The following is a 22,009-nucleotide window of genomic DNA, read 5'->3' as shown; positions in this document are numbered from 1 at the left end:
CTCAATAGTCTATAATCTCACATTCAAGGTAAGGTGCCTCGTCAGCGGGGTGCCTTTTTGGGTGTGGTCTTCTTAGTAGATGATACCTGTCAAAGGATACTTTGTAGAGTAATCCCTTATACTCTTTAAAGGAAATGGTAGACAAATGTCGAATCAAGTCACTATGACATTTCAAGGAGTGAATTTATTTTGTGTAAGATAATCAAACTTGTATCCACCACTGTACTCGCTTTCCTGCTATGCTTCGTTTCTATTCCATCCGTATTTGCAGAAGCCGCACTAATCTCAGACAAGAATCTGGAACAGGCAATTCGTGCCGAGCTGAAGAAGCCGGCCGCTCCCCTTACCAAAGAAGATCTGCAGACCTTAACCTCCCTCTATCCTAGTGATCCTGAGCAGAAAATTAACAGTCTTAGCGGACTGGAGCACGCTGTTAATATAAAAAGCTTAATGCTCCCAGGGCTGGGCATTACCAACATTGAGCCCCTTCAAAATCTACATAAAATTACCTTCCTGGCTCTGAATGACAATCAGATCACTGGGCTTGAACCGCTGCAAGCACTATCCCAACTGAAGCAGCTTAATCTCGATGCAAACAACATAGAGAAGCTTGATGCACTAGCAGGGTTAACTAATTTGAAAGACTTGTTAGTCAGCAACAACGAGCTGAAGGACCTGTCGCCCATTCAATCGTTGGTCAAGCTGAATTGGTTAATGATCAGCGATAACCAGATCCAGTCGCTTGAACCGCTAAGAAATCACCCGGAACTGGAGCATCTGTACTTTGATAATAATCTGGTCGAGGACATTAGCGTCTTAACCACTCTTCCGAAGCTTAAGGAGGTTTCAATCAGCAATAATCCTCTGAATGCAGGAGCAAAGAAAATTCTGACCGAGCTCGCTGCCAAAGGCGTCGAAGTGCTTGATGAAGATACCCAAGAAGCCACACCGCCTGCAAATCCTGACGAAATCATGGTGCAGTTAAATGGCGAGAGTATTAAATTCCAAGCTCCACCCATCCGGCAAAATGGATCTGTAATGGTTCCATTCCGCACTATTTTTGAAAAATTGGGACTGAAGGTTGAATGGGATTCCACAACGCAAACAATCAGAGGAAGCAAACCCGGTACGCTGATCAAGCTTAAACTGGGTTCAACTACTGCTGAGATTAATGGCAATCAGAAAAAACTGACCGTAGCTCCTGCTAACATCAAAGGCAGCACTTACGTTCCATTGCGTTTCATCGGCGAAGCCGTGGATGCGAAGGTGAACTGGCTCGCGGAGATTCAAACCGCCATAATATCTACTAAGCAGCCTTTTACAACGAAGGATAAAAAAATCCAAGTCACAGGCTATAGTGATTGGAGTGACGTAACTTCTTCTGGAGAGAATGCAGTAGATCACCAGTTGCTCTTAATCTCACCCGAGAAGATTATGCTGGTTATTAGCCATTATAGTAAGAGTGCGTTAGATATGAACTTCGAACAATATATTAGCTTTGTCAAAAAAGATATAACGGACAAGAATACATCGAAAATCACGGAACAGTCCGTAAAGGCAGGAAAAATCAATGCGAAGCAGTTAACCTATACTTTGAGCGATGCAGATGAAAAACTCATTTTTCAAATGATTCTATTCGAGAAAAACAATGAAATCTATACCCTGCTATCAGCTTTTCCAGCAAAGATTAGTCAACAAGCCAAGGCGGAATTCAATGAAATATTGAAAAGCATACAAGTGAACTAACTCAACCGGAAACCGGGAAACGTTTAGTCAAATAACAGCGGCAGTCTGAGGCTTTTTGTCAAGTCTTATTCTGCCGCTGTTTTATATTAAATTTTAAATATAAATTTATATATTAAATCTCATACGTGTTATATACTCATTCTAGTCTTCCCGATGCAGTTGACACCACTAGATGAGGAGAAATGAAATTATATGTCCATTCTGAACAAATTCAAAGGAATTACCCCCGCAGGTGCGCCCCCCCAAACAGACCATCAGCTGATCGGACTATTAAAAAACTATGTGGAGCGGGCTGAACGGGGGGAAGAAGCGTTATCCGATACATCTTATGATGCAGCCCCAGGTGAACTGCAAGCATTGTTAACGCGACTAACGTCCGTGATACATAAGCGTGAGGACTATTACAAGGTTCGGTTGGAGATGATCACTGAAGCGATTGAGATCTCCCTGTGGGAAATGGATGTGTATGAGGGGGATCCGGTGAATCCGCTCAATGAGTTCAGGTGGACCGATGAGCTGCGCCGGATGATCGGCTATACGGATGAGCATGATTTCCCCAATGTGCTGGAGAGCTGGTCCAATTGCCTTCATCCCGAGGATAAAGAGGGCGTACTGCAGCTGTTCGCAGATCATATGCTGGACCGGACGGGCACGATCAAATACGACATTGAATACCGGCTCAAGACAAAAGCAGGCGAGTACAAATGGTTCCAGGCGACGGGCACAACCGTACGTGCCGCTGACGGATCACCTATTATGGTAGCCGGAGCTTTGCTGGATATTCATGATAAAAAAATCAAGCAGGACGAGCTGGGCGCCCTGGTGGTCCGCTATGATCTGGTGAACCGCGCCCTGGTGGAAGCACCTTGGGATATGGTGGTTATCGCAGGCGATCCGGTCAACCCGGATAATGAGTTCTGGTGGTCGGAGCAATTCCGCAGAACGATTGGTTTTGAAGGCGAGCATGATTTCCCGAACCTGTTAAGCAGCTGGAGCAACCAGCTACACCCCGAGGATCTTCAGCCCACGCTGGACGCCTTCGCCAATCATCTGAATGATTACACCGGGCAGACGGACTATACAGTGAACTACCGCTTGCGCTCCAAAAATGGCGAGTATCGCTGGTATCACGCAGGCGGTGAAACGATCCGGGACAAGCAGGGTATCCCTCTGCGGGTAGCAGGAACGATTCGTGATATTACGCAGGAAATCAATAAAGAGGATACAATTAGGCGGGTAAACCTGCAGATGGAAGGCTTGCTGACTGCGATTAACGAGATTGTTCACGGGATTGTATCGGTAACAGAGCAGGCACAGGATATCGCCGAAGTCCAGGAGCAATCCTACAAGGCTGCAGTAGATGTGAAAGAAAAAACGAATGAAACCAAAGAAATCACCAAATTCATCAGCGAGGTCTCGAATCAGACCAGTCTGCTCGGGCTGAATGCTTCCATTGAAGCTGCTCATGCGGGGGAGTATGGCCGGGGCTTCTCTATTGTGGCAAGTGAGGTGCGCAAGCTTGCAGACCACAGCAAGATGGCTTCGAATAATATTGAGAAAACTACGCAGGAGATGAATGACCGCATCGATCATATTATCAGCACCATTAACGGCATGTCCAGCTTGACCGAAGCACAGGCTGCTTTGACACAAGAGGTCAATGCTTCTGTAGAAGAAGTAAGCAGAATGTCGGAGGAGCTGTTAGGTATTCTGCGTACTTTATAAGCGTTAACTGGAATGGAACACCATAGCCTGAGATCAAAAAGCGGAACGGAGCTTCAAGCGTTTCGCTTTTTGTGCTGCAAATTAGATTCGATATCAGCATTGACAAATCGTTAGAATCCGGCTATATTTGGTTTCCATAAATTATATTTCGCGCAATTAATAGGAGGAGCATACTGATGTCCGAATCCAATCATGCTTTTGGTCAAGCGCTGGTGAAATCTCTGGTGGGAGAGCGCGGGCATATTCCGATCGCCCGGGCCTTGCCGGATCTGACACTGGAGCTTGCAGTTTATACAATAGAAGGAATTCCTTACTCCATCTATCAATTGGTGAAGCATATGGGCTACTGGCAGGACTTCATGCTGACCCATCTGGAGGGCGGCCGCCCGCAGCCGCCTGCAAGTGCACAGGAGAGCTGGCCTGCGGAGAAGGCTCCAGCAGATGAGGCGCAGCTTCAAGAAGCGATTACACATCTGCTGGAAGGGGTCGATAAGGCGGTTGCCATTGCTCAGACCGTCCAGCTTAACGAGGCGTTAGCCCATTTTCCAGGGGAGACCAAGGGTGGCCTCCTGCGCAACATTGCCTCTCATAACTCCTACCATCTGGGGGAGATTGTTCTGCTCCGCCGTCTGCAAGGGGCTTGGCCTCCGCCAGGGGGCGGATATCCTGCTTAAAGAGAATAATCCGAAATGTGGAAAAGTCTGCAATCTCAGGTTGCAGACTTTTTGGTATGGAAGCAATAACATTCATTGACAGTTCGTGAAAAAGTAGATGATAATTTAGTAGATTCATCCTGTAAATTATGGTAATTAGATCTATCAAATCTTCAAGGAGGCGGGCATGGAAGCAACCTATGATCTGTTTACGATTAAAACGCATTGCATGAATTTTTTGAACTACGCTTATCTCGGTATTGACAAGACTTCCCGCAAAGCTTTTGTAGTTGATCCATCCTGGGATGTATCGCAGATGATCCGTATTCTGGATTCGCATGAGGCCACAGTCACGGCTGTTCTGCTGACCCACTCTCATTTTGATCATACCAATATGGTGAAGAAGCTTGAACTGCTCTACCGTCCCACTGTCTACATCTCCAAAACCGAGGCAGATTACTATAAATACCGCTGCAACCGGCTCCGAACCGTCGAAGACATGGACCTCATTCGTATCGGTGATTCACGGATTACCTGTCTTGTGACGCCCGGCCATACGCAGGGAAGTGTCTGTTACTGGGGGCAAGACCATCTGTTCTCCGGGGATACGGTATTTATTGAAGGCTGCGGCTTATGCGACAGTAGCGGAGGCTCGGCTGAGGATATGTTCAACAGCATCCACCGGCTCATCCGGCTGATTCCTCCCAGCACCCGGGTATACCCGGGACATTCCTTCGGCGATCCGCCAGGCAAAGAGATGAGCTATCTCTACAAAAATAATCTGTATTTCCAGATTGATGATATCAATCATTTTGTGAAATTCAGGAACCGTAAGAATAATGCCCGGCTGCTTGATTTCAAATAAGCCGCTCTACAATCAGGGGGGGGACGGAAATGCACTGCGAAATCGTATTTATGTTCTCCGGGCAAGGCTCGCAATATAATAAAATGGGGCTTGAATTGTTCGGGAAGCAGCCGGTATTCCGGCAATCGATGGAACGCCTGGACCGGATTGTTCATCAGCTGACCGGCAAGAGCGTGATCCAAGAGCTGTATCAGAACTCACGAGGTAAGGGCGCCAGCTTCGATAATATTGTCTTTTCCCATCCTGCAATCTTCATGGTGCAATACGCGCTCGTGGAGACTCTGGAGGCTGAGGGAATAACCCCACGCTACACGCTGGGAGTCAGTCTCGGGGAGTATGTTGCGCTGGCGGTGGCTAAGGTGCTGACGCCTGAACAGGTGCTGGAGCTGATTGTGACGCAAGTACGGCTGCTAGAGGATACCTGCGACAACGGCGCGATGATTGCTGTTCTGGATCATGTGCAGCTCTATCACCGGAACGCCGAGCTGAACACCCGCTCCGAGCTGATCGCTGTGAATTTCGACAAGCACTTCACCATCGCCTGCAGAAGCGGGCATACCGGCGAAATCCAGCAGTTCCTCAGAGCACAGGGTGTAGCCAGTCTGAAGCTGCCTGTGAACTACGCCTTCCATTCCGCATTCATCGATGAACTGGAGAAGCCTTACCGTACATATATGCAAAAGATCGATTACAAGACACCTGCTCCGGGAGTGACACTGGTATCGGCCATGACCGGGGAAAATGTGCAGACGGTGGATGAATCCTTCCTGTGGGATGTGGTGAGGAAGCCGATGAATTTCCGCAGAGCCCTGGAGGGTCTGACTGCCGGCGGGCCGCGGCTGCTGCTCGATCTGAGCCCGTCGGGTACCCTGGAGAACTTCAGCAAGTATATTCTCGGCAAGCCGCTGGCCCATATGGTCCGCTCAGTGATTACGCCGATGGCCAGCGAGCTGAAGAAGCTGAATGAGATTGTGAATGCTACCTTAGAAGTCTGAGGAAGCCAAATCCCCGCAAGCAGAGGTTCTCTAAGTTATGGAGAGCCGCTGCTTTTCTGTTGTTGTAATTTGTGTATAATACATGTACAACCATACATATAACGGAGGGAACGATGAAGCGGTTCATGCCATATCCATCCCTCTTGAAGAGGTTAAGGGCGCATATGCCCTTTCTATTCAGCGGAAGTATGCCGCTGCGGCGGAAGATTCTGCTAAGCAACCTCCTGATTGTCCTGCTGGCACTGGTGATTTTCATGGTCAGCATTCAGCGGATTGTCTTCAATCAGACCCTGGAGAGAACCACGGCAAGCTCACAGCAGGAAGTGAGACTGGTCAAGCAGTCGATGGAGACGGTGTTCCAGTCGGTCCAGAATTTCACCAAGTTCGTGCTGATCAATCAGGACACCCAGAAGCTGCTCAGCAGCGATATCGGTGCCGGCAATGATGTTGCTGCACTGAAGTCCATCTACAATACACTGGCAGCGATGCTAGTAACCGAGCCCAATATTGATTCCGTAATTATAGAATCCTTGAGCGGCAATCTCTATTACACCTCCAATCTGACCGGCGTGACCCGGGAGAGTCTGGGGATCTACCCCAAAGCGGAGATCGATGCAGCCAGAGGCGGGGCAGTCTGGGCAGATTCGCTGAAGCCTGCCTTTTTGTCCGGGATGAAGCATAAGAATATGATCAGTGTGGGCAGGGTCATTAAGAGCATGGAGAAGGGGACCCCGCTTGGCTATATCTATGTCAACATTGACGAGCGGACACTTGCCCGCCTCTATCATAATGAACAGAACCCGGAGAGCGCTACGCTGGTCATTAACCGGTATGGAAGAATCATCTCTGCGAATGAAGCCTCAAGGGTGAACCAGCCGGTCCCGGAGGAATCCCTGACGGATTGGGTCAAGTCCATCTCACAAGGGACCAGGACCCAGGAGATCGCCGGAGACCGTTATTTAGTATCCATGCAGAGTCTCGCTCCCTATGACTGGAAGGTAGTCCAGCTGGTGACGATATCGGAGCTAACCTACGGATACTGGAAAATCGCCCTGCTGCTGGTCGGGTTCGGCCTGATCAGCATCCTGTCGGCAGTGCTTCTGTCTATTCTGTTCGCCCGCCGGCTGACCCGGCCTCTCAGCCAGCTTAGTGAGGTAATTGTCGAGGTGGGCAGCGGGAATCTGGAACGGCGCGCCGCCGCCGATTCTGAGGATGAGGTCGGGCGGCTCGGAGCTACCTTCAATGAAATGGTGGAGCGCATCCAGGGCTTGATGGTTCAGGTGGAGACAGAAGAGCAGACTAAGCGGCTGCTGGAGCTGCGGCTGCTCTATTCGCAGATCAAGCCGCATTTCCTATACAATACACTGGATACGATCCGTGCAATGGCGGTGATGTCGGGGGCGAAGGACATCAGCAAGATGCTGAAGGCGCTGGGTGAGTTCTACCGGATATCACTTAGCAACGGACAGGAACTGATTACGGTGGCCCAGGAGCAGAAGCATCTGGAGAGCTACCTGTATATTCAGCAGATCCGTTTCCCTAAGCTGAACTACCGGATAGGGTTCGAGCCGGGGCTGGAGTCCTGCCTGGTGCCGACCATGCTGCTTCAGCCGCTGGTCGAGAATGCGATCCACCATGGCATTAGAGGGATGGCGGACGGAGGCTGGTGTGAAATTACCTGCGAAGCGGAAACCACGAATGGACAGAGCCTTCTCTGCTTCACTGTCCGCGACAACGGCAAAGGCATGAGCGAAGAGCAGCAGCGGAGGATCTGGTCCGGGCATGACAGTGCAGACAGGTACAGCTTCGGACTCCGAAATATTCAAGACCGCATCCGCCTGCGGTTCAGCGGAGCCTATGGAATCCTACTAACCTCTGAGCCGGGCAAGGGCGTAGAAGTGAAGCTGCGCTTGCCGCTGCTTAAGCAGACGAACGAACAGGAAGAGGGGACAGTCAGACTATGAGTACAGCACCGATAGCCCGCGTCCTGATTGTGGATGACGAATATTATTTCAGGCAGCTCCTGATCCGTCTGGTGGACTGGGAGGCCGCCGGGTTCGAGGTGGCCGCAGAAGCGGATGACGGCACGGCCGCATTGCAGATCATCGGGGATCAGCCGATTGATCTTATCATTACGGATATTGAGATGCCGAATATGAACGGGCTTGATTTCATTCAGGAGGTCCGGAAGCTGAATTCGGCGGCCAAGCTGATTTTCATCACCAGCTATGATAATTTCTCATATGCCCAGCAGGCCATATCGCTTGGAGCGGACCATTACCTGCTGAAGCCCGTGGATGAGGATGCTGTCGAACAGGCCCTCCGCACGATCCGGACGCAGCTGACGGAGAAGTGGGAGGCCGAGCGCTACATCAACCGGCTCAGAATCAAAGCCGGGGATGTGCAGGAGCCGCAGGCAGGCGATGTCCGTACGCCGAAGCGGCAGAGCAGCGGCACTGCCTTAATCGGCAAGACCATTGCCTATGTGACGGAGCATTATGCTGAGGACACATTGTCACTCCAGAGTACGGCCAGCGCCCTGTTTGTGAATCCCAGCTATTTAAGCCATGCGTTCAAGAAGGAGACCGGCGAGTCTTTTGTGGAATATGTGACGAACGTCCGTCTTGGCGAGGCCATGAAGCTGCTCAGCCAGGGGGCCTCCGGGGAGGAAGCCCCGGCACCCAAGATTGCGACGATTGCCCGGCAGGTGGGCTATAAAGACCCGTTCTATTTCAGCAAATGCTTCAAGAAACGCTACGGAATGACTCCGAATACCGTATACGGCGGTTCCTATTCGGATACTTAAAGAGCAGCTATACTTAGAGTCCGGTGTTTTGCAGCCGGGCTTTTTCGTTTGAATAACTTTTCACTGATTAAAGTTAACCCTGTGTAAAGCTGCCGTTAACATGGGAACGCCCCGTAAATTGAGTGTAAAGTTACCTAACACACCTAAAAATTTTACTGTTAGAACCAATATATCTCCATTCGTACACGGCGGTTCACTTGTTAAGATGATACCTGTAAGTCAAAACCCGAAATATTGAAAGGTGGTCCAACACAAATGTTCGGAAAAAAGCTTGGGGTAGTTGCTGCATCCATCGCGCTTAGCAGTGTAGTGCTTAGTGCTTGCGGAGGAGCTAACGGTAACGAAGAGGCAACTCAGAATCAGGATGCGAAAGCGGCGGAAGGCAAGGAATCTGTCTCCTTATGGATGTTCGATGCAGATCCGATGTATCAGGCTGCTGCTGAGGCTACCGCAGCGGAAGTCGGCGTGGATTTGAATTATGAGTACATACAGGATGAGACCTACAAGACCAAAATCAGTGTTGCGCTGGCTGCCAATGAGCTGCCGGATGTCTTCCAGCAGCATGCCGGGAAGTCCTACCGGACACCTGTTCTGCAATCCAAAACGGTAGCTCCTCTGAACGATACCCTGGATTCTACGGGACTTGGCGCGAAATTTCTGGACAACCAGCTGGTGAAGGAGGAAGACGGCAATATCTATTCCGTTCCTTCCAACATCAGTACAACCCTGGTCTTCTACTATAACAAAAAGCTGATGAGCGATCTCGGCGCTACGCCTCCGGCAACCTGGGACGATCTTCAGGCGCTTGTAACCAAGGCCGATGATAAAGGGATCATCCCGATCGCCCTGGGCGGCAAGGAAAGATGGCAAGGCGATCTGCTGTACAACCTGCTCGTAGCGCGCCAGGACGTTAACGCCTTCGACAACGCGCTTAAGGGCGATGCGAAGTTTACAGATGCTCCATTTGTAGATGCAGCGAAGCAAGTAGCCACCCTGGTAAGCAGCAATGCCTTCCAGAAGGGCTTCCTCGGCTCGGCTTACCTGGATGCCCAGGAGCTGTTCAAGAACGACAAGGCTCTGATCTGGATTGACGGCAGCTTCAACTTCGGCGCGCTGTCGAAGGCCATGGGCGATAATCTCGGATATATCGCTTTCCCGAAGACTGGTGCAGAGGATGTCTACAGTGCAACGATCGGCTTCCAGAACTCGGCGGCTCCTTACTCCTTGTTCGTGAACAACAGCTCCAAGCATCTCGACAAAGCCAAGGAATTCGCAATTAAGCTGTCCCTTAAGCTCAATGATGAGTTCGTACGCAAAGGCCTGCCAGGCTATGCTGCCAGCGAAGTGAAATCGGAGTCGCAGAATGAGCAGCTCTCCGCTTATGCTTCCGATATCAGCAAAACAGCCAAAACTCAAGCGATGTGGTTCGGCCTGCTGTCGGCAGATACAGGTCAGGAATACCGCGATATGACGCAGCAGCTCTATGGCGGCAATCTGACGCCTGAGGAATACACGGCCCAGCTGGAAACCTTGCTCCGTTCGGCAGAGTAAGACAGGTTTTACAAATATAATAGGGGAAAGGCGATGCAGTCTCATGGACCGCATCGCTTTTCTGCACTCTGATAGGTGGATAGTGATGGAAAGAGCGCTCTCGGATAAGAAATTAATCGCTTTGTTTCTAGTACCCGGCTTAACCGTGTTTCTGGTCTTCTACTTCGTGCCGATCCTCATGACGGCGTATTACAGCTTCCAGAAGTGGGACGGAATTAACCCAATGGCCTTCGTAGGCCTGGATAATTACACCAAGATGTTCACCGCAGATAAAAGCTTTTGGAAGGCGGTATGGAACAGTGTGGCCTTCCTGCTGACGGGCGTGTTCGTCCAGCTTCCGCTCTCGTTCGGCCTGGCGCTGCTGGTCTCCCGCAAAATGAAGGGACGCAAATGGTTCCGCAATATTTACTTTTTCCCGGTGGTTATGTCAACGACGATGGTCAGTCTGCTGTGGGTCAAAATCTACGATCCGAACATCGGAATGCTGAACACGCTGCTGGAAGCCGCTCACCTCGGCAGTTGGGCTCAGGCCTGGCTTGGAGATACCAAGACGGCACTCTTGTCAGTCCTGATCGTAACGACCTGGCATTATGTAGGCTATAACATGCTGATCCTGTTTGCCGGTATCCAGGGTATCTCAGAGCAGTACTATGAGGCCGCGAAGCTGGACGGAGCTGTCGGCTGGAAGGCCGTCCGTTATATCACGCTTCCGTTATTGTCTGATGTGCTGCGGATCTGTGTCGTGCTGAACGTGATTTATGCGCTCAAGACTTTTGAAAGTGTGTATGTGATGACGAATGGCGGACCGCTGCATTCCACGACCATGATTGCCCTGAAAATGTTCCAGGAAGCGTTCCTGAAGCAGAACTTCGGCTACGGCAGCGCACTTGCCGTGTTCATGGTGCTGGAGTGCCTGATTATTGCTTGGGTGCTCAATAAAGTGCTGACCCGTGAAAAAATTGAATATTAAGGAGGACCGGACATGCTGAAGAGTACCAAAAACACTGGCATCTATCTACTGATGGGCCTCATTGCCGTCCTCCAGTTGTTCCCGCTCTACTGGCTTGTGGTAAGTGCATTTAAGGATAATTCGGAGATTATCGGCGGAGTGGTCTGGGCGCTGCCCACAGAATGGCGGTTTAGCAATTTCACAGAGGCCTGGGTAAGCGCCAAGGTGAATCAATACTTTTTCAACAGTGTATCTGTTACGCTGATTACCCTCTTGTGCGTGCTGCTGTTCGCTTCAATGATGGCTTATGCGCTGACACGGATGAGATTCAAATATAACGGTCTGATTCTGTTCATTCTGCTTATGGGGGTCATGGTGCCGATTCATGCTACGCTGATCCCGCTGTTCATGATCCTGAAGAATCTCGGCCTTCTCAGCTCGCGGCTGTCGATTATTCTACCGTACATCGCTGTGAATCTGCCGATTGGTGTCTATATGCTGTCGGCGTTCCTGCGGAGTATGCCGAAGGAGCTGGAGGAGGCTGCGTTCATCGACGGCTGCGGGGTGGTGAAGTCCTTCTTCAAGGTCGTGCTGCCGCTGCTGAAGCCGCCGCTGGCCTCGGTTGCCATCTTCGTGTTCCTCGCCGTATGGAATGAGCTGCTGATGGCGGCAACCTTCATCCAGAAGGAGACGCTGCGGACGCTGCCGCTCGGGCTGATGAACTTCAGCGGGCAATACAGCATTAGCTGGGGACCGCTGGCCGCAGCCATGGTGATCTCTACGCTGCCGATTCTGCTCGCTTATGTGCTGTTCAGCGACCAGATGGAGAAGAGCTTCACCGCAGGCGCAATTCTGAAATGAAGAGACGGAAGAAGGGTGAACGAGATGATGGAACCGGCAGCAAGCCGTAACCTGCGCAAGATCGTGATTATCGCAACCTCGGATGTTCATGGCAATCTGTGGGGGTACCGTTACGAGGACGGACTTGATACCGTAAATGACGGGCTCGCCAGAGTAGCCGCATATGTCCGGGAGCTTAGAGAGAGCGGGACGGAGGTTCTGCTGATCGATAATGGAGACATTTTCCAGGGGAATATGCTGACTGACGATGTCTACAATAAGCGGCCGGAGGACAAGCATCCGGTCGCGTCAGCACTTAATGCCATGGGCTATGCTGCGCTGACTTTGGGCAACCATGAGTTTAACTTCGGCCTTGGCCTGATTGAACGAATCAAGCAGGAGCTGAGCTTCTCGGTGCTCGCTGCGAATGTCTGGGACGCAGAAGGCAGACCCTTCGCAGAGCCATATGTGATCCTTGAGCAGCAAGGTATCCGGATTGCGGTCATCGGCCTGACGAATCCCAACGTTCCGCGCTGGGATGGAAGCAAGGTTGAAGGCTTACGATTCGGACATATGGCCGAAACCGCGCAGACTATTGCGGCCTCGCTACGCACGGAAGGGAAGGCGGACCTGATTGTGATCAGCGCCCATGCGGGCATGGTTGCAGAGTTCGATGAAGAGGGCGGCTCGGATGCCGCCGGACGGATTGCGGAGCTGGTTCCTGAAGCAGATGTGCTGCTGGTCGGCCATATGCATATTACCGTGAACCAGCGGATTGGGAGTACGGTCATTGGAGGACCGCGTGACCGGGGAAGGGAAGTTGTACGCTTCGACCTGACGGTTGAGGTAGATGGCGGACAACCCAAGGTTGTGAGCCGCGAGGTCACGGTGGTAGACATGAGCGGCTGGGCGCCGGACCCGGAATTGCGCAAGCTGATCGCAGGGGCGCATGAAGAGACCCTCCGGTTCATCGCCGAAGGCGGCGGAGGCTCTTCGATAGAGGGGGAGGGCGGCATTCTGGGCTATGCGGCCGCCGATTTCCAGCCTGAAGAGACTGCTGCCGGTCTGCCGGCGGGGCGTGTGCAGGATACGGCGGTCATTACCTTGATCCAGCGGGCCATGCTGGAGGCCAGCGGAGCGGATGTTGCCGCCACCAGCCTGTTCAACGACAAGGCGGATCTGAAGCAGGGACCGCTGACGTATGCAGATGTCTACCGCATTTATCCTTTTGACAATGTGCTGTATGTGGTTACCGTCACCGGCAAGGAGCTGAAGGCTTATACGGAAGCTTCCGCTGCCCATTTCCGGCAGTGGCAGCCCGGGGATACGGAGATTGCCGCCGATCCCGAGGTGCCGAGCTACCTCTACGATATGTTCGCCGGGATTAATTATCAGATCGATATCTCGCAGCCTGTTGGCCAGCGGATCATCCATCTGGCCTACCGGGGCAGAACGCTTGCCGATACAGATACGTTGCAGCTTGCTGTCAACAATTACCGGTATAGCAGCATGTTGAAGGCTTCGGGATTGGTCAGCGCCGTCAAGCACTGGGAGTCGGACTGCAGCGTCCGCGAGTTGCTGGTCCATTACATCCGGGAGCGCCAGACGATCATACCGGAGGTCGATCATAACTGGTCTATTGTGGGGATGGATTGAAAAGAGCAGCACCTCTCATTGATGAATGGTCAATGAGGGGGCTGTTCTTTTTTTATTGTATAGGAAGCTATAGTTTCCTTCTGCTGTGGAAAAGGTGTGTGTAAATTTGTGGATACGAGTTCTTTGAAAGATTCGTAGAAGGACTTTGATGCTGAATGTGACTGAAGGCTGAGGGTATGCTTACAACCGAATACAATGGGCTGTTACAGTGGAATATGGACCCAATGTATGTGAAAAACAGCATACATTGTACTCGCAAGCAGGCATATGGACCAATGTATGTGAAAAACAGTATACATTCGGTGCGACCCCCTTATCCCGGAGTCCTCCATATAAAATCAGCACTTGTCGTACATATGCTCTTTATTTCGCTTTTTCTCTCGGCCAGAAGAAGCGGGAGCGGTCTTCTAGAGTCTGGACCCACTCCGCAAAGGTAGCTGGCGGCATGTTCCGAAGGCTCGTATGCATTCTGCGATTGTTGTAAAAGTCCATGTACCGGTCCACTGCTTCATAGGCCTCTTCGAACGTGTCGAAGGCCTCTTTGCGGAACAAATCCCGATCAATATTACTGTGGAACGATTCAATAAAAGCATTGAAATCCGGCGTTCGAGGCGGAATACGTTCATGGGTCATTTCCCAGCTTTCACACATGTCGCCAAACAGGTGGCTGACGAACTGTGGACCGTTGTCGGTGCGGATCACCGGGCGTGCGCTGTCAGGGGCGCAGTGTTGCTCCATGGCGCGTCCCAGCGTCTGGCAGGCGTGCTTGGCCTCACACGACGATCCTCGGTGGTAGCCGACGATAACACGGGTAAACACATCGATAATGCTCAGGACAAAGAAATGCCGGTCACGGCCCGCCACGTACCCGTACTTAATGTCCATCTGCCAGAGCTGGCCCGCCCCGGTAATGACTCGGTTCTCCGGCAGCTTCCGGGGGTGCTTAAAGCGCTTGTGGCGCTGCGGCTGCAGGATATCCAGCGCCTGACACAGCCGATAGCTTTTCTTGTGATTGAGCCTCAGCCCGTGCTGGTTCCATAAGCACTTGGCCAGAAGTTTGTATCCGTACACATGCTCTTCTCCAGTGATTAATTCCAGCAGCCATTCCTGGATTTCCTCGTCGCTAATCTTCTCTCCAGACTCGGTCAGGGAATAGCCGGGTACGGGTCTTCCGCGCCCCTGGGATACGGCCTGTGCAACCTGCTTCTTGCGTTTCTTACGGTCGTAATACGTAGACTCTGCTAGCCCCACGAGACGTAGTACCAACGCTGCGGTATTCCCCTGCTTAATGAACATGTCGGCTACCTCGATTTTTTCGGATAAGCAGGGGTTGGCTTTTTTAGCAGTTCACGTAGAATCTCGATCTCTAACTCCTTTTCGCCGAGGATCTTGACGGCCTTCTCGTATTTCTGCTCCACTTCCAGGAGGCGCTTCAGTTCCTCCACCTGCTCCTGGGGATACGGATGATCTTGTTCCCCATGGGTCTCTCGGTAGTCCCTCACCCACTGATTCACCGTCGATGGGGTCACCCCATACTTTCGGGCAACCACCGCTGCCTTAATGCCTGACAACACCTCTTGCGCAGCCTTCTCTCTTGTTCCTGTTAAGTGTCCCATACCGTTCATCCTCCTCCTATATCTAGTCTACATTTTTGTGGGGGAGGACTCCAACTTCTTTAGGGGGCTGTGGAGCATTGTGCTCGCAAGCAGGCATATGGACCAATGTATGTGAAAAACAGTATACATTGTGTTCGCAAGCAGGCACACAGCCTGAATATATGTGAAAAACAGCATACATTATACTCGCAAGCAGGCATACGACCTGAATGTATGTGAAAAACAGCATACATTGTGTTCGCGCGAAGGTAATCTTATTCATCCTTTAGGATGATTTTTTTCTGTTCACTTATTTTCAGATATTAACCAACTATTGACAATCTGATGTATTAACACCATAATACACCTTATAGTGTATTAACCACTTAGTACATACACTTGTGAGTATAAGGGGTGTCAATATTGAACACAGTCAACCAATGGGCAGGTATCTCCTTCAATAGCCGTGATCCTGTTTATTCTCAAGTCGTTCGCCTTTTCAAAGAAAAGATCGTAACCGGTGTTATTCAGTCTGGACAGACCATACCTTCCAGAAGGGAGCTGGCAGCCCAGTTAAAGATAAACCCAAATACGGCTCAGCGGGCATATAAAGAAATGGAAGATCAGGGATTGATTGTAACAGAGGGTAACTCCCCCAGCCGCGTTACTTTGGATCTGGATGTATTGGCACAGATCCGGGCGGAGCTGCTCGGCTCAGCCGTTGAGGCCTTCGTGGCTTCCATTCGTAACATTGATGTTCCTCTTAACGAGCTGCTGCATGTGGTTCAACAGGTATATACAAAGGCGCAAACGGAAATCAGTCAGAAATCCCCGGAAGATTCTTGTGATAGTGTAAGAGGAGGAAAGAACGATGATTGAACTTATACGTGTTAGCCAAAAATACAGAACCAGACAGGTTCTTAAAAATGTCTCATTCACTGCCGCGAAGGGAGAAATCACTTGTCTGATCGGGGTTAATGGAGTGGGTAAATCCACTGTACTAAAAACGTTAATGGGGCTTACACCGATTCAGGGAGGAAGCATTCTGATTGATGGCGAGCCAATTAGCCAGGGTACTTATGAACAGATATCCTATATCCCGGACCATTTGGCAATTCCGGCATCCATGAAGCTCTCTGATGCACTTCGGTTCATGGAAGACTTTTATAGCAGTTGGAACATAGGGAGGGCGAACGAACTTATGAGTTTCTTCGATCTTGATTATAAGGAACGGGCGGGACGCTTGTCGAAAGGAACCGCCGCCAAGTTCAATCTGGTACTCGGCTTGGCTCAGGATTCCGATTATGTGATTATGGACGAGCCCTTTGCCGGGATTGACTTGTTCAACCGGGAGAGAATCGCAGAGGTGTTATCCAGTGAACTGGTCGGTAACCGCGGTGTACTCCTGACGACACACGAAGTGAGAGAGATCGAGCATCTTATCGACAAAGCTGTTTTGCTGCGTGATGGAGCTGTAGCCCGTAGTTTTGAATGCGAACAGATCCGAATTGAGGAGAACAAATCTGTCGTTGACATCATGAAGGAGGTCCTCCTCCCTTGAATCGATATCTTAAGCTTGTCCATCTGGAAGTTCACCGCTTCCAATATGCTATCTTCAGCCTGATGTTTTTGACGGCTACTATTCAAATTATCGGACTTGTGTATACTACCCGGCATAGAGTTAGAGGCTGGAAAGAAGCAGCCCGCCTCACAGAGCATTCTCCACGAAACTTTTCATTTGCCGATATCATCGGAGATTCTCAGTTCTTGTTCACGATACCTGTTTTAATCAGCCTTATCGTATTGGGATTGTATGTCTTTGGAATTTGGTACCGTGACTGGTTTGGTAGAGATAAGTTTGCCTACCGGTTGTTCACCCTGCCGACGGCAAGACGACACGTATACATGGCCAAAGCCACTGCAATCTTCATATTTGTCTTTGCTATGGTTTCAATCCAAGTGCTGCTGCTGCTGCTCGAACGCCAGTTATTTGACTGGATGGTTCCCTCCGAATATAGGATGTCCTCGTTGCTGGCTGAAGCGGTAGCCTCTAACCTGGTTTTTGTACAATACTTGCTGCCGCCAGACGGAATGCAATTTATCATCTATTACGGAACAGGGATTCTGGCTGTCTTTGTGATCTTTACGGCAATATTACTTGAGCGAAGCTACCATCTGGCCGGTGTAATCTATGCAATCTTGTATGTTGCTTCATGCGCGGCGGTAATCGGATTCGCATTCTCCCTACATCCGTATGTGTATTTCTATCCCCGGGAGATAACAGTCATCCGTTTGTGCATTTATATTGTTGTCATGAGCCTTACACTCACGCTTGGCTTCAGGCTCGTCTCGAAGAAGATCACCGTTTAGGGAGTGAATGACTAGTGAAACGTTACACGATTACGGGCGCGCTTGTTCTGTTAATAGTGGCTTCGCTTGGAACTTATTATGCTTATGGGGCAGAGTTGCGCCTGCCGGAATATCAGTTGCAGACACTGGAGGGGGATTCGGCCGAAGCTGCCCCTGTGAATCTGATTGGGAGCTATGTGGGCGGGAAAGGCTCTTATGCCATTGAAGTGTCCGCATCGGGCAGCAAGAGAGTTGGGCAGACATTCCGGGATCAATGGATGACAAGCAAAGGTCCTTCAGATGTGCAGACTTATTCAGAGTTCAATGCGCTGTATGAGGAGCATTCAGGATTTATGAGAGGGAAGAAGGGGACGAGCGGCTATTACCGGGATCAAGACACACTCATTTTTGCCAAGTCGGCTTCTATCGGTTCAACTAACTTGAAACAGGAGGGCAAGATTCGCTGGAACATCGATGTGCTGGATCTGGCCACGCGAAAGCAAGTCCATTATACGGATGAGCAACCCTATTCCGCACAATACGCCAGCGTGGAAGACGTACAGAAGGCTGGGTCAGAAATTCATGTACTTACTAACGTTAACAAGGTGAACCAAGATCATGAGATAATCGATAACGTGTATAATGCTCAGACGGGTTCACCGATCCGCAGTGTCAAACTGCCCTTAGGCACACCCTCCGGAAAGGATCGCGGGCTGGAGATACGGATCATCACTGAAGCAAAGCAGACAGCAGCCAACAGCAGAGTGCTATTTCTGGTGAAAGAGATCGGCAAGATCTGGACTGATGGTACACCAGCGGCAACCGACACTTTTCCTGTTGTGTTCTCTAAAAGACTTTTTGAATACCAATATGCTTCTGGAGAAGTGAATGAATTGCCGCTAGCTGCCAAGAGGGAAGAAGAACGAGCGCCAGGGCCTTGGACCCATTATATCCTGGAGGGAGATACGCTCACTACACTTCACATAGCAGAGGAGGCGGTGACACTCAACCGCTATGACCTGTCAACCAAGACGGATCACCCCCAAGTGACTATAAATGCGAGCCAACTCGGCAAGGGGAAAATCAGTCAAGCCCAGGCGGCGAACGGCCGGGTGTATCTGCTGCTGCAAACCGGGAGCGGTGTTATCAGCAACAACAGCATGCCAATTACAGCGGTAGCTGACATAACTGACGGCCATATTCTCTACAAAGGTATACCTGCGCTGGTCAAAGCCAATGGGAGACCCGTTAACCAGTTGGATGATGTCAGCTTATTGAATATAAGTATTACGCGATAAAGTATCCCCCTGTTCATACTCCGTTCATATTCCCGTCACGAAGAGGACATCTTAAGCAGGTACACTCTACCTATACCGCTAAGGCGAATCTACAGATAGAAGAACAGGAGAAGATGGACATGGCAGGAACCGCTGAAATAAATAAACCTGAAAAGGGACGCAAGAAACGGAAATTATGGTTGAAAATATTAGGTGGCATTATCGGAGTGCTCGTGCTGTTCATAGGCATCACCTTTATTGTTAATGTTATCAGTACCGGAATCGAGAAGAAGAAGATCGAATCGTACGGGCAGTACGTTAATGTAGAAGGCAAAAAGATGAATGTGCTGATTCAAGGCAGCGGGGAACAGACCATAGTTCTGCTGCCGGGGCAAGGAACCGCTTCGCCTGTGCTTGATTTCAAGCCGCTGATAGATCAATTGACGCCTTCGTACAAAGTCGTAGCCATAGAGCCTTTCGGCTATGGCCTGAGCGATGGGACAGATAAAGAAAGAACGACAGAGAATATTATCAGTGAAATTCATGAAGCTGTGCAGCAGCTCGGGCTGAAGCGTTACATTCTGATGGGACATTCCATTACAGGACTCTACTCCGTGTCTTATGTGAATGCTTATCCGGATGAGGTTCAAGCCTTCGTAGGGATTGACAGTAGTGTGCCCAATCAGCCAGGCATGGATGTGAAATTGCCGCTGAAGGCCATGAAGTTTGCCAAGGATTCTGGTGTGATGCGGCTGCTCCAAAAATTGGGCGGAGATTCGTTTAAATCGCTTGACTATGATGAGCATACCAAAGAGCAGATGAAACTGATCACCAATGTACACGGCAATAACTCCACACTGATGAATGAACTCAGCCACCTTGGCTCCAATTTCAAAAATGCCGAAAAGCTGACATACCCGCAGGATTTGCCGGTATTGCTGTTCGCGCAATCCAATAACGAGCGGAACAAGCAGTGGATTCCGCTGCATGAGGAGCAGGCGAAGCAGTCTGCACAGGGTAAATTGATCCCGATGGTAGGCTCCCATTACTTGCACCATACGAAGTACAAAGAAATCGCCGAGGAATTCAAGGAATACATGAAGACCGTTCAATTGAAGCAAGCGAAGTAGGGAGAATGGAATAATATAGTGCGGCGCCCCTAGGGGTGCCGTTTTTTTGTAGAAAGATAAGAATTTATATGCTTCGCGCTATAATTATCCTTCTATTTCTTGCTGAAACGGTACCGTCCTTTAAAAGGACGGCAAAGCCGTTTCCACTTGATATAACTAATTATAAATACTCAATTTCGCAACCTATTCCAATTACTGGAGTCTAATTTAAGAATCAGCAATTCTACAAATTAGATGAAATGGATGAGATGCAAGTATGAAAAAATGCAATTGGTTCCTCCTGTTCGCCGTCCTATTCTTATGCTTCCCGCTCAGCGGGCAGGCCAGTGCCGCCGTGAAGACAAGTCCGACCATCATACTGGACGGGCAAGCCATTCCTATGCAAAAGAAAGACAAGGTTGAATTGATTAACGGCAGTGTGATGGTTCCCTTGCGGATCATTGCGGAGAATATGGGAATGGGGGTCCTCTGGAATCAACAGGTTGGAACCGTAACCATCCCTAAGGAATCTGGCAGCATAGTGCTGACGATTGGCCAAAAGAAAGCCCTCATCGATGGGGCTTCCCATTCGCTGGCCACCGCTCCCCGGAACCGTAACGGAACCACGCTGGTGCCGCTGCGATTCATCAGCGAAGCCATGGGTGTCCAGGTGAGCTGGGACAACAGCCGCAAGGTGGTGGGCTTGACTTCAGCTCCGCTTGCGCCGGTGCCGCCGGTTTCACCGGCGGCTCCAGAGCCGGCTGTCACTCCCGCTCCGGTCAGCCCTGAAGGCCCGGAACAGCCGGTGACCCTGCCCGCCCCAGCCGCGGCGGCTTCCACCGTCCATAGTCTCAGCTTCAGCGATGACCGCCTGATGCTTGCTTTTACCGGCAATGTCCAGCCGTCTGTACATACCGGAAACGAACCTCTGCAGATTGTGGTGGAGCTGCCCCGAACGGCCTTTTCCGCAGATTTCTTACAGACGGTGTCATGGGATAGCCGCACCCAATCGGGCGAGCAGACTGTTACCGGCGTTCCCAATGTCAATAAGCTGTATTACGGACTTTCGGGAACGGACGCCGCCACCGTGCGGATTGTGATTGCGCTCTCAACGGATATGAAGTATACCAGCTACATCGAGGAGGATGCCGCCTCCCGGCTCCTGGTCGTCGACCTGAGCTCTGCCACAGCCGAGCTGCCTCCGGTAGAGCCGGTTCAGCCGGGCAACGGGAAGAAAACCGTTGTTATTGATGCCGGCCATGGGGCTGCGGACCCGGGAACGATCGGCATTACGAAGAAGCTGGAGAAAGATTTTAACCTTAGCGTCGCCTTGAAGATAGAGCGTCTGCTGCTGCAGGAGCCGGCGTTCAATGTGGTGATGACTCGCCGCGACGATACCTATCCGCCCAACAAGCGACGGGCAGAGATGGCCAACGAGCTGCAGGCCGATGCCTTTGTCTCCATCCATGGCAATTCTGCCACGGGGATGCCCAATGTCCGGGGAACCGAAACCTACTACTACAGTCAGGAGAGTAAAGCCTTCGCCGGTATCATGCATAAGCACCTGCAAGGGACCACCGGCTTTCCGGACCGCAAGGTTAAATACAACAAATATATCGTCTTGAAATATTCCAATATGCCAGCTACGCTGCTGGAGGTTGGTTTCTTATCCAATGCCGTCGAGGAAGCCATCCTGTTCTCCGACGATTTCCAGAACCGGGTAGCGGCTGCTATCGTAGCGGGCCTGAAGGAATATTTTGGGGTCGCTTGACCCCGTCTGCTCCTGCATTTATAGCTTTCAAGATCGCGGTCCGCTCCTTATAATATAGAGAGTGAGAGGAGAACCCCGCCTTAAGAAGCTGAGCGTATTTTGTAAATAAACAGGAGGTTGAG

General features: G+C 50.7%; 19 protein-coding genes. 17 read left to right on the top strand and 2 right to left on the bottom strand.

The window, feature by feature from the left end; translation table 11 throughout:
• Positions 1–189 precede the first annotated feature (189 nt).
• From MKY96_RS12320 to MKY96_RS12270, 11 genes are all read left to right on the top strand, one after another.
• Complete coding sequence (locus MKY96_RS12320; protein ID WP_340940720.1) at positions 190–1,746, top strand: stalk domain-containing protein; 1,557 nt, start codon at positions 190–192, stop codon at positions 1,744–1,746.
• 192 nt (positions 1,747–1,938) lie between these two features.
• A complete protein-coding gene (locus tag MKY96_RS12315) occupies positions 1,939–3,471 on the top strand; it encodes a methyl-accepting chemotaxis protein (protein ID WP_340940719.1) in 1,533 nt (510 codons plus the stop codon).
• Between the two features lie 176 nt (positions 3,472–3,647).
• Positions 3,648–4,145 carry a DinB family protein gene (locus tag MKY96_RS12310; RefSeq protein ID WP_340940717.1) on the top strand — a complete coding sequence of 166 codons (498 nt, stop codon included), beginning with the start codon at positions 3,648–3,650 and terminating at the stop codon, positions 4,143–4,145.
• A 166-nt stretch (positions 4,146–4,311) separates the two neighbouring features.
• Positions 4,312–4,989, top strand: coding sequence for an MBL fold metallo-hydrolase (locus MKY96_RS12305; RefSeq protein WP_036726939.1), 678 nt, complete (start codon positions 4,312–4,314; stop codon positions 4,987–4,989).
• Positions 4,990–5,018: 29 nt separating this feature from the next.
• Complete coding sequence (locus tag MKY96_RS12300; protein WP_340940715.1) at positions 5,019–5,984, top strand: acyltransferase domain-containing protein; 966 nt, start codon at positions 5,019–5,021, stop codon at positions 5,982–5,984.
• Between the two features lie 143 nt (positions 5,985–6,127).
• On the top strand, positions 6,128–7,948 hold the full coding sequence (locus MKY96_RS12295) for a sensor histidine kinase (RefSeq protein ID WP_340940713.1): 1,821 nt from the start codon (positions 6,128–6,130) through the stop codon (positions 7,946–7,948).
• Positions 7,945–8,790, top strand: coding sequence for a response regulator transcription factor (locus tag MKY96_RS12290; protein WP_340940711.1), 846 nt, complete (start codon positions 7,945–7,947; stop codon positions 8,788–8,790). Before MKY96_RS12295 ends, MKY96_RS12290 begins: the two co-directional genes overlap by 4 nt.
• Positions 8,791–9,045: 255 nt before the next feature.
• Positions 9,046–10,341 (top strand): ABC transporter substrate-binding protein, encoded by a 1,296-nt coding sequence (locus MKY96_RS12285; RefSeq protein ID WP_340940709.1) that lies wholly within the window; start codon positions 9,046–9,048, stop codon positions 10,339–10,341.
• A gap of 85 nt (positions 10,342–10,426) precedes the next feature.
• Entirely contained in the window at positions 10,427–11,311 is an 885-nt protein-coding gene (locus MKY96_RS12280; protein WP_340940705.1) for a carbohydrate ABC transporter permease, read from the top strand.
• A 12-nt stretch (positions 11,312–11,323) separates the two neighbouring features.
• Complete coding sequence (locus MKY96_RS12275; protein ID WP_340940701.1) at positions 11,324–12,151, top strand: carbohydrate ABC transporter permease; 828 nt, start codon at positions 11,324–11,326, stop codon at positions 12,149–12,151.
• Between the two features lie 24 nt (positions 12,152–12,175).
• Positions 12,176–13,786 carry a bifunctional metallophosphatase/5'-nucleotidase gene (locus MKY96_RS12270; RefSeq protein ID WP_340944541.1) on the top strand — a complete coding sequence of 537 codons (1,611 nt, stop codon included), beginning with the start codon at positions 12,176–12,178 and terminating at the stop codon, positions 13,784–13,786.
• Positions 13,787–14,149: 363 nt separating this feature from the next.
• On the opposite strand, the gene MKY96_RS12265 is transcribed toward MKY96_RS12270, so the two are convergent.
• Positions 14,150–15,082, bottom strand: a complete 933-nt coding sequence (locus MKY96_RS12265; RefSeq protein ID WP_340940700.1) for an IS3 family transposase — start codon at positions 15,080–15,082, stop codon at positions 14,150–14,152.
• A gap of 5 nt (positions 15,083–15,087) precedes the next feature.
• Positions 15,088–15,402, bottom strand: coding sequence for a helix-turn-helix domain-containing protein (locus MKY96_RS12260; protein WP_340940699.1), 315 nt, complete (start codon positions 15,400–15,402; stop codon positions 15,088–15,090).
• A 429-nt stretch (positions 15,403–15,831) separates the two neighbouring features.
• Here MKY96_RS12260 and MKY96_RS12255 point away from each other — a divergent pair, with 429 nt between their 5' ends.
• From MKY96_RS12255 to MKY96_RS12230, 6 genes are all read left to right on the top strand, one after another.
• Positions 15,832–16,260, top strand: coding sequence for a GntR family transcriptional regulator (locus MKY96_RS12255; protein WP_445671480.1), 429 nt, complete (start codon positions 15,832–15,834; stop codon positions 16,258–16,260).
• Positions 16,253–16,942: an ABC transporter ATP-binding protein gene (locus MKY96_RS12250; protein ID WP_340940695.1), complete on the top strand. Its 690-nt coding sequence runs from the start codon at positions 16,253–16,255 to the stop codon at positions 16,940–16,942. The genes MKY96_RS12255 and MKY96_RS12250 overlap by 8 nt, the downstream gene beginning before the upstream one ends.
• On the top strand, positions 16,939–17,751 hold the full coding sequence (locus MKY96_RS12245; protein WP_340940694.1) for a hypothetical protein: 813 nt from the start codon (positions 16,939–16,941) through the stop codon (positions 17,749–17,751). The genes MKY96_RS12250 and MKY96_RS12245 overlap by 4 nt, the downstream gene beginning before the upstream one ends.
• 14 nt (positions 17,752–17,765) lie before the next feature.
• A complete protein-coding gene (locus tag MKY96_RS12240) occupies positions 17,766–19,028 on the top strand; it encodes a hypothetical protein (RefSeq protein ID WP_340940692.1) in 1,263 nt (420 codons plus the stop codon).
• A 119-nt stretch (positions 19,029–19,147) separates the two neighbouring features.
• Positions 19,148–20,137 carry an alpha/beta hydrolase gene (locus tag MKY96_RS12235; RefSeq protein ID WP_340940690.1) on the top strand — a complete coding sequence of 330 codons (990 nt, stop codon included), beginning with the start codon at positions 19,148–19,150 and terminating at the stop codon, positions 20,135–20,137.
• A 256-nt stretch (positions 20,138–20,393) separates the two neighbouring features.
• Positions 20,394–21,887, top strand: coding sequence for an N-acetylmuramoyl-L-alanine amidase (locus MKY96_RS12230; RefSeq protein WP_340940689.1), 1,494 nt, complete (start codon positions 20,394–20,396; stop codon positions 21,885–21,887).
• Positions 21,888–22,009: the final 122 nt, after the last annotated feature.

This window comes from Paenibacillus sp. FSL R7-0302 (assembly GCF_038006885.1).
GTDB lineage: Bacteria > Bacillota > Bacilli > Paenibacillales > Paenibacillaceae > Paenibacillus_AQ.
This window is presented reverse-complemented; position numbering and strand designations above follow the sequence as displayed.